An 8,502-nucleotide genomic window follows, 5' to 3' on the forward strand; every position below is an offset into this window, starting at 1 on the left:
CGGTCCACGCCTCCCGCCCTCCTGCCGGGCGGGAACCGGCGGTTCAGCGGAAACAGGCCTCCAAGCCGAAGACGTACGTCGGGTTCGTACCGGCGGCCGACGGCATCGGACAGGACGGCGTCACCCGCAGACCGGTGACATCGGTCCACACACCCTCCCGGCTCACCCGCACCGTCGGCGCCCTGCTCTGGTTCGCGGTGCTCCGCCCGTACGGGGGGCCGGGCGGAACACCGCGAAGTCCTGGGCGGGCGCGCACGTCGGACAGACCGCCGCCCGCCGGTCCGCTACAGCGCCACGTCTCCGCACAGGTGGACCTCGACGCCCAGCTCCGCGAAGAGGGCGGCCTTGGCGCGCAGCGCCCTGTCGGCCGTCTCCGCGTCGGGGGCGTAGGCCACGTTCAGGTGATTGGCGCGGTGGCGGGCCATGAACTGGTCGCGGCTGACACCGTGCAGCACCGCGTGCATGATCGGCCACTGCGGGGTGGTGGCCTCGAGGCGGCGCCGGGTCTCCTCCGCCGGCAGCTCGATCGCGGTGGCCCGGCCGAGGTCGACATGCAGCCGGCCGTCCATCAGGAACACCCGGGACCAGACGACCTCACCCGGCCTGGAGACCCCGCTGAGCGTGCCGCCCCCGAGCGGGAAGTACATCGGGGGCTGCCGCATGCTGTACGACTTGTGGTAGCCGCCGTTGTGGGAGGCGGGCACCGAGCCGGAGATCTCGAAGACCCACACGAACCGGCCGTCGTACTCCTCGCCCCAGCGGATGTCGTGCAGCGTGGTGGCCGGGTCCAGGCCCATCGCCGTCCAGATCCGGTTGGTGACCAGGGAGTCGACGGCGACACCCTCGTCCACCTCGTTGAAGTGCGGCAGCGGCGCGCCGGCGTACAGCTCACGGGCCCCGTCGCGGCTGAACACCGGCGGGCGCTGGACGTTGTTGAGCAGACCCTCGGCGAGGTCGCTCGCCGGGACGGTGTCCTTCAGGCCCTGCTGGTACTGGATGCCGACCGCGTCGAGCCCGAAGTCGTCGGCGATGCGCAGCGCGGCTATGTTACATCTTGAACTGGCTGAGCAACTGGGCGTCGGTGAGCTCGGTGGCCTCGTCCGTACCGGTGTGGAAGGTCATGCCGGCGTGGTCCAGCCAGGCGCGGACCACCTGCGCCTCCTCGTCGGAGACCTTGTTCATCTCGGCGACCAGGGCACTCTGCGACAGCCGCTCCTTGTAGATGCCGAGCGGGTTGAGGAACTCGTCGTCGATGATGGCGTTGTACATGCCCATGCAGCCCTCGTCGAAGACACCGATGACCGCCTTCTCCTCGCGCAGCTGCCGGGCCAGGGCCACGCCGAGTTCGGTCTCTGGGTCCTCGGGCAGCGGCGGCAACGGCCGGACATGGCTGGTGTCGTGGGTGAGGGTGCCGGTCTCCAGCCAGGTACGCAGGCCGTCGCGGGCCCAGTCGTCGGTGAAGTCCGGGCTCCACAGCACGGAGTACGCGCGCCCGGCCTTGGTGAGGCTGCCCGCGAGGTTCAACAGGCCTACCAGGCCCGGGAATTCGCCGCTCCAGTTGGCGACGACCAGGATCGGTCCCCGGTGGTCGCGCAGCCCGGCCAGGACGTGGTGGCTGTACTGCCAGACACCTTCCACGACGATCAGCGGCGCGTCCTTCGGCAGTGTCCTGAACACCTCGATGCCCGCGCGCTGGCTGTCGATGAAGCCGTGCCCCTTGGCCGCGTCGAAGGCATGCCCACGGCGGACCTGCCACCCGAGGTCGGTCAGCGCCGCGGCGAGGTCCTTCTCCAGCTTCTCCTGGGTCGGCCAGCAGGTGACGTTGGCGGCGGGGCGCAGGTCACCGCTGGCCACGGTGTAGACGGTCCGCGGCTCGGCGGCAACGGGCCGGCTCGGGACGGGCAGGGCGTACGTGGTCATGCGATCTCCGTTGGGTGTTCGTATGGGGGGGCGGGGCCACCCCCGGCCGTCCGGGTGGGGCGAGTCGGGGTCCGGTGGCTTTCCGGCCGTCCGGGTGGGGCGAGTCGGGGTCCGGTGCCTTTCCGGCGTCCGGGTGGGGCAAGTTGGGAGGCCGGTGGCTTTCCCGCCCTCCGGGTGGGGCGAGTTGGGGGGCCGGTGCCTTTCCGGTCGTGCGGATGGGGTGAGTTGGGGGCCCGGTGGCTTTCCGGCCGACCGAGTCGGGCGAGTAGAGTCGGGCGCCCTTCCAACCGACCGAGTCGGGTTCGGTGCCCTTTCCAGCCGACCGAGACGGGTGGTGGGTGGGCATAGGCCGGGGGGCCAGGGGGCGGAGACCCCTGGCGGGGTTCAAGGGGCGGAGCCCCTTGGCCTGGGACTCGGAAGGGCTCAGCGCTCCTGCAGCGGGGCCAGGGCATGCACGGTCGCCGAAGTCTCCCGGTACAGCCGCCGGTACAGGCCGTACAGCTCGTCGTACCGCCGCCGCCGCTCCGCACACGGCGTCACCGTCTCCCGCACCGGGTTCCAGTCGTCGATCCCGGCGTCCCCGACGAGCTGTGCCGCGAGCAGGGCACCGCCGTAGCTCGCGCCGATCGTCGTGCTGCGCAGCTCCTGCGGCCGGCCGGTGATGTCGGAGACGATCTGAGTCCACAGGGCGCCCTGGGTGCCGCCGCCGACGGCGACCACGCGGCGGATGTCGCCGCCCGCCTCCTCGATGACCTCGATGTTGTGGCGTACCCCGAAGCCGGTGGCCTCCAGCGCGGCCCGGTAGAGGTCGCCGCGGGTGTGGGACAGGGTGAGTCCGGCGATCACCCCGCGGGCGTCCGGGTCCATGATCGGAGTACGCTCGCCGGAGAAGTACGGGAGCATCAGCAGCCCGCCCGCGCCGGGCCCCGACTCGGCGGCCAGGCGGGTCAGTTCGGCGTGGTCGCCGGCGGCGAACAGATCGCGCAGCCAGTTGGTGACGGCGCCCGAGGTGGCCATGCCGCCGGCCAGGTTGCGGGTGCCGGGCAGGGCGCCGACGGTGCCCCACAGCGACGGGCTGGTGAGCGGCTTCGGCACGGTGTGGATCAGGAACATGGTCGTGCCATACATCAGCATCAGGTCACCGTTGTGCTGAGCACCCACGCTGAGGGCCTCGGCCCAGGCGTCGATGGTGCCGGTGGTGACGGGGATGCCGGCCGGCAGGCCCGTCGCCGCGGCGGCCTCGGCGGTGACGGTGCCGGCCGCCTCGCCGGACCAGCGCAGCGGCGGAAGCTCGATACCGGGGGCCACCTCGGCGGCCCAGGGGCCGTACCACTCGCCCGCGAGCGTGTCGTAGAGCGGGGTGCACTGGCTCGCCGAGTGGTGGTCCAGCACATAAGTCCCGGTGAGCTTGCGGACCAGCCAGGAGCTGGGCATGTACAGGCGGCGGACGCGCGCGTACGGCTCGGGCTCCTCCTCGGCGACCCAGGCGATCTTCGGCCCGGCGGCCTGGGTGGTGAGCGCGGAGCCGCACCGGCGGATGATCTCCTCGGCGCCGAGCTGTTCTTCGATCCGGCGGATCTGCCGGACCGAGCGGGTGTCGACGCCGTAGAGGATCGCGGGACGCAGCGGGGTGTCGTGCTCGTCGGTGAGCAGGACGCAGGGGCCCATGCCGCTGACCCCGACGGCGAGCACGCTGGTGTCGTCCGGGCCGGTCAGCTCGCGGGCGATGTCGGCGAACTCGTGCCACCACACGGAGGCGTCCATCTCGAAGCGGCCGGGACCCGGCCGTGAGGGGGTGTGCTCCCGCACGGCCGAGCGAATCAGGGTGCCGTCGAGGCCGACGAGGACGCCCTTGCTGCTCGATGTGCCGATGTCCACACCGATGACTGCGTTGGGAGACTTGCGAGGCATGACGTGCACGCTCGCAGAAATCGATTTCAGCGTCAAGAGGCCGCGCAGAGTCGAGCCTTGTGGCCGAGAAGAGCCGTAACAAGCCGAATAAATTATGCAATTCGGGTGGGATGAAGTCGTCGGCGTGCGCTTGGATCTCACCCCTTGACACCCTCTGACACCGGCCCTACTTTTCGCTGAAATGGATTTCACAGGGTTGCGCGGCCCGGCTCCGGGCCCGCCCCGCACCCCACCCATGAAGGCACAGAACACGATGACGACCTTTGGACTCGACGGCATCGCCCGCAGGACCCGTGCCGTGAGCCGTTCCATCAGCGCCGAGAACTTCACCGGCGCCAAGTCCGGCGGCGGCCGGGCGACCGAGGGCACCGGAGCGGTCGCGGCGAGCAGGCTGGGGCCGGGCTGGAAGATCTCCCCGAGCATCGACATCGCCGCCGGCGAGACCGCGGTGCTCGCCGACATCGAGGGGCCGGGCACCGTCCGGCACCTGTGGTGCACCACCGACCCGCACACGGCCTGGCGCGGCACCCTGCTGCGGATGTACTGGGAGGGGGAGGAGACCCCGGCCGTGGAGGTCCCGCTCGGCGACTTCTTCTGCAACGGCTGGAACACCTTCAGCCAGGTCTCGTCCGTGCCCGTCGCCGCCAACCCCAACGGCGGCTTCAACGCGTACTGGCCCATGCCGTTCCGCCGCCGCGCACGCGTCACCCTGGAGAACCTGACCGCCGAGAAGGTCACCCTCTACTACCAGGTCGACTACGAACTGGACGAGGTGGGCGAGGACGCCTCCTACTTCCACGCGCAGTGGCGGCGCAGCCACCCCGTGCCGTACGGCGAGGTGCACACCCTGCTCGACGGGGTCACCGGCGCCGGCAGCTATGTCGGCACCTACCTCGCCTGGGGCGTCAACAGCCCCGGCTGGTGGGGCGAGGGCGAGTTCAAGTTCTACCTCGACGGCGACGACGAGTTCCCGACGATCTGCGGCACCGGCACCGAGGACTACTTCGGCGGCGCCTGGAACTTCGACGTCCCCGGCCAGGGCTACACCGCCTACACCACGCCCTACCTCGGCCTGAACCAGATCCTGCCCTCCGACGGGCTCTACCGCAGCCAGCAGCGGTTCGGGATGTACCGCTGGCACGTCCTCGATCCCGTCCGCTTCTCCCAGGACCTGCGCGTCACCGTGCAGAGCCTCGGCATCGGCCCCGGCCAGGGCAACGGCCTGCCGCACCGGTACCGGCACACCAGCGACGACATCGCCAGCACCTCGCTCTTCTACCTGGACGCCCCCAGCTCGGCCTCCCGTCCGGTCACGCCCGACCTGCTGACCCTCGAAGTCGACTGACCGCAAGCCCCGTTCTCCGTCCGCCACCCCCCTTTTTCTTCCTTCATCCGGCCCCATCCCACTCCGACAGGAGCGCACACATGCTCCAGCACGGCAACGACGCCGGGCGCCCGGCCACCACGTCACGCCGGCGTGTCCTCACCGCGGCGGCGGGCGCCGGCGCGGCTCTCGCCGCCCCGGCCCTGCTCACCGGTTGCGGCACGGCACAGGCGAAGGGGGGCAACCTCCAGTTCTGGAACTTCTACGGCCCCCAGCGCTCACCCGACCCCGCGATCAACGCCCAGTCCAAGTGGTTCGTGGACATGGTCGCCACCTGGAACCGCACCCACAAGCAGCAGATCGACCTCGTCTATCTGCCCCAGCCCACCTACCTCAACGGCTTCAAGCTGCCGTCCGCCTTCGCCACCGGCGAGGGCCCGGACATCTTCCTGCTCTCGCCCGGCGACTTCCTGCGCTACTACAACGGCGGTGTCCTCGCGGACCTCACCCCGCACATGGACAAGGCCGCCATCGACGACTACGGCTCCGCGCTCGACAGCCGCAAGGTCGACGGCAAGGTCTACGCCCTCCCCATGGAGATCGAGCCGCTGGCCATGTTCTACGCCCAGGACGTGTGGGAGAAGGCCGGCCTGTCCGAGGCCGACATCCCCACCACCTGGGACCAGATGCTCGACATCGGCGACAAGCTGCGTACGAAGACCCGGGCGGGCCTCGTCTTCGAGACCCAGCCCGGCTACTACCAGAACTTCACCTGGTACCCGTGGATGTGGCAGGGCGGCGGCGACGTCCTGGACCACCAGGGCAAGGTGGTCTTCGACTCCCAGGCCACCCGCCAGGCCCTCGCGCTGTGGCAGGACGCCGTACGCCACGGCATCGCCCCGCGCACCGTGCCCGCCGCCGACGACGTGATCGGCGGCTTCAAGAGCGGCAACGTCGCCCTGTGGCAGCAGGGCATCTGGAACGTGTCCAGCTTCAAGGCGTTCGCCCCCCAGTACCGCTACGGCGTCTTCAAGCTCCCCGTCCCGCCGGGCGGCAAGTACGTCACCACGCTCGGCGGCTGGTCCTTCTGCGCCAACGCCCAGGGCCGCAACCCCGAGGCGGCGGCCGAGTTCTGCGTCTGGGCGCTCGGCTCCATGAAGGACGACTCGATCAACCGGATGGTCGACTGGTGCGTGGGCGCCAAGTCCGACGTGGCCCCGCGCGCCAGCGCCCTGGAGCGGGGCGCCGCGAAGGGCGGCTACGACTCCGAGATCATGAAGAAGTTCAAGGACGAGATCTTCCCCGGCGGACGCGCCGAGCCGCGCTATCCCCCGGTCGTCTACAAGGCGATCTCCGACGCCATCCAGGGCACCATGCTCGCCGGCCGCGGGGTGGCCGGTGAGGCGGAGAGAGCCGCCCAGTCCATCGCTGCGTACACCAAGAGCTACAAGGGGGCGAGCCTGATATGAGCAGCGTCGCCGCACAACAGCGCCGGCGGGCCGCGGCCCCGGCGCAGGCACCCGCCTCCGCGGACACACCGAGACTCGGCCGCAAGCACCGCGAATGGCTGGCCGCGGGCCTGTTCCTCGCCCCCGACGTCCTCGGGCTCCTCGTCTTCGTCGCGATCCCGATGGTGCTCTCCATCGCCCTGAGCTTCTTCCAGGTCAGCGGCTTCGGCTCGTACAAGTGGATCGGGCTCGGCAACTACCAGCGGATGATGCACGACCCGCTGTTCTGGGACTCCATGAAGATCACCGGCGAGTACGTCGTGATCCTCGTCCCCGTCCTGTTCTGCGTGAGCCTCGGCCTCGGCCTGCTGGTGAAGCAGAAGCTGCCCGGCGTCGGCGTCTACCGCACCGCGCTCTTCCTGCCGTACGTGATCAGCCTCGTGGTGGTCGGCGTGCTGTGGAAGTTCCTGCTCGACGACCAGACGGGCGCGGTCAACCGCGCCATGCGGGCCGCCGGTCTCGACGGCAGGTCCTGGCTCGGCAGCCCCTCCCTGGCCCTCGGCTGTGTCATCGCCATCATGGTCCGGGTGATGATGGGCTACTACATGATCATCTTCCTGGCGGGCCTGCAGGAGATCCCCAAGGAGTTCTACGAGGCCGCGAAGCTGGACGGCGCGGGACCGTGGACCACCTTCCGCACCATCACCTGGCCGCTGCTGCGCCCCACCAGCTTCTTCGTCCTGCTGATGTCGACGGTCGCCGCCATCACCGGAGGCCTCGACCTGATCTTCGTCCTGACCAACGGCGGCCCCGCGAACGGCACTTCACTGGCGATCTTCTACATCTACCAGCAGGCCTTCGGCTTCGGCGAGTTCGGCTACGCGTCGGCCATGGGCTCGTTCCTGGTGCTGATCATGGTCGTGATCTCCGCCGTGATCTTCAAGTTCACTTCAGGCGGGAGGTTCGACGATGGCGAGTGACGCCCTGACGAGCCGGGCGGGTGGGCGCCGGCTTCGCTCCTCACGCATGGGACTCACGGCCCTGGCCGTCGTCCTGTCGCTGATCAGCATCGTCCCGGTGCTGTGGATGGTCACGTCGTCCTTCAAGACCCGGGCCACCGTCACCGACGGCAACCTGATCCCGAAGGACTTCACCTTCGACAACTTCGTCTACGTCTTCACCGAGGTCCCCTTCGGCCGCTACCTCTGGAACAGCTTCTTCATCTCCGCGGTGATCACCGTGGTGGCGCTGTTCTTCCACTCCGTGGCCGCCTACGCGCTCGCCCGGCTGCGCTTCCCGGGCCGCGAGAAGCTCTTCGGCGCGATCTTCGCCACCCTGCTGGTCACGGCCCCGGTCGTGCTGATCCCGCTGTTCCTGGTCGCCCGCGAGCTGGGCCTGCTCAACAGCTACGCCGGCCTGATCATCCCGGCCATCTTCAACGCCTTCGGCATCTTCCTGCTGCGCCAGTTCTACCTGGGGCTGCCCAGGGAACTGGAGGAGGCGGCGATCGTCGACGGCTGCGGCCACTGGCGGGTGTACTGGAACATCGTCCTGCCGATGTCCCGGCCCATCCTCTCGGCCCTGGCGATCTTCTTCTTCCTCGCCAACTGGAACGCCTTCGTCTGGCCGCTGGTCGCCACCAACGACCAGTCCCTGACGGTGGTCCAGCTCGGCATCGCCTCGTTCCAGAACCAGTACACCTCCAACTGGAACTACATCCTGGCGGCGGCCACGGTCGTGGCACTGCCCATGCTGGTGCTGTTCTTCGTCTTCCAGCGGCAGATCGTGGAGTCGATCAAGACGTCCGGACTGAAGTAGCCCCGGGCCCTGCGCCGGGCCCGGGCGTGCGGCGGCGCAGGGCCCGCAAAGGGGGCGCGGTACCGGTCACCCGACCGGTAC

The 8,502-nt window shown here is 69.8% G+C and carries 7 protein-coding genes; 4 read left to right on the forward strand and 3 right to left on the reverse strand.

Annotation, left to right across the window (positions count from 1 at the left end):
• Positions 1 to 284 precede the first annotated feature (284 nt).
• The 3 genes from ACWDEN_RS15455 to ACWDEN_RS15465 form a co-directional block, all read right to left on the reverse strand.
• The gene (locus ACWDEN_RS15455) at positions 285 to 914 is read right to left on the reverse strand and encodes a hypothetical protein (protein WP_450859346.1); all 630 of its coding nucleotides are present in this window, start codon (positions 912 to 914) and stop codon (positions 285 to 287) included.
• Positions 915 to 1,047: 133 nt separating this feature from the next.
• Positions 1,048 to 1,920, reverse strand: coding sequence for a hypothetical protein (locus ACWDEN_RS15460; RefSeq protein ID WP_450859348.1), 873 nt, complete (start codon positions 1,918 to 1,920; stop codon positions 1,048 to 1,050).
• A gap of 423 nt (positions 1,921 to 2,343) precedes the next feature.
• Positions 2,344 to 3,831, reverse strand: coding sequence for an FGGY-family carbohydrate kinase (locus ACWDEN_RS15465; protein ID WP_450859350.1), 1,488 nt, complete (start codon positions 3,829 to 3,831; stop codon positions 2,344 to 2,346).
• A gap of 253 nt (positions 3,832 to 4,084) precedes the next feature.
• Between ACWDEN_RS15465 and ACWDEN_RS15470 the strand changes: the two genes are divergently transcribed.
• The 4 genes from ACWDEN_RS15470 to ACWDEN_RS15485 all read left to right on the forward strand — a co-directional run bounded on the left by ACWDEN_RS15470 (position 4,085) and on the right by ACWDEN_RS15485 (position 8,421).
• Complete coding sequence (locus ACWDEN_RS15470; RefSeq protein WP_351613674.1) at positions 4,085 to 5,176, forward strand: glycoside hydrolase family 172 protein; 1,092 nt, start codon at positions 4,085 to 4,087, stop codon at positions 5,174 to 5,176.
• Between the two features lie 80 nt (positions 5,177 to 5,256).
• Entirely contained in the window at positions 5,257 to 6,624 is a 1,368-nt protein-coding gene (locus ACWDEN_RS15475) for an ABC transporter substrate-binding protein (RefSeq protein ID WP_450859352.1), read from the forward strand.
• Positions 6,621 to 7,583, forward strand: a complete 963-nt coding sequence (locus tag ACWDEN_RS15480) for a carbohydrate ABC transporter permease (RefSeq protein WP_450859354.1) — start codon at positions 6,621 to 6,623, stop codon at positions 7,581 to 7,583. The genes ACWDEN_RS15475 and ACWDEN_RS15480 overlap by 4 nt, the downstream gene beginning before the upstream one ends.
• A gap of 46 nt (positions 7,584 to 7,629) precedes the next feature.
• The gene (locus ACWDEN_RS15485) at positions 7,630 to 8,421 is read left to right on the forward strand and encodes a carbohydrate ABC transporter permease (protein ID WP_450859356.1); all 792 of its coding nucleotides are present in this window, start codon (positions 7,630 to 7,632) and stop codon (positions 8,419 to 8,421) included.
• Positions 8,422 to 8,502 lie beyond the last annotated feature (81 nt).

The organism is Streptomyces sp. NPDC001153 (assembly GCF_053598315.1).

Coding starts and splice junctions, on each gene's coding strand:
- ACWDEN_RS15485 (WP_450859356.1), top strand. CDS start 7,630: ATGGGACTCACGGCCCTGGCCGTCGTCCTGTCGCTGATCAGCATCGTC.
- ACWDEN_RS15475 (WP_450859352.1), top strand. CDS start 5,257: ATGCTCCAGCACGGCAACGACGCCGGGCGCCCGGCCACCACGTCACGC.
- ACWDEN_RS15465 (WP_450859350.1), bottom strand. CDS start 3,831: ATGCCTCGCAAGTCTCCCAACGCAGTCATCGGTGTGGACATCGGCACA.
- ACWDEN_RS15470 (WP_351613674.1), top strand. CDS start 4,085: ATGACGACCTTTGGACTCGACGGCATCGCCCGCAGGACCCGTGCCGTG.
- ACWDEN_RS15480 (WP_450859354.1), top strand. CDS start 6,621: ATGAGCAGCGTCGCCGCACAACAGCGCCGGCGGGCCGCGGCCCCGGCG.
- ACWDEN_RS15460 (WP_450859348.1), bottom strand. CDS start 1,920: ATGACCACGTACGCCCTGCCCGTCCCGAGCCGGCCCGTTGCCGCCGAG.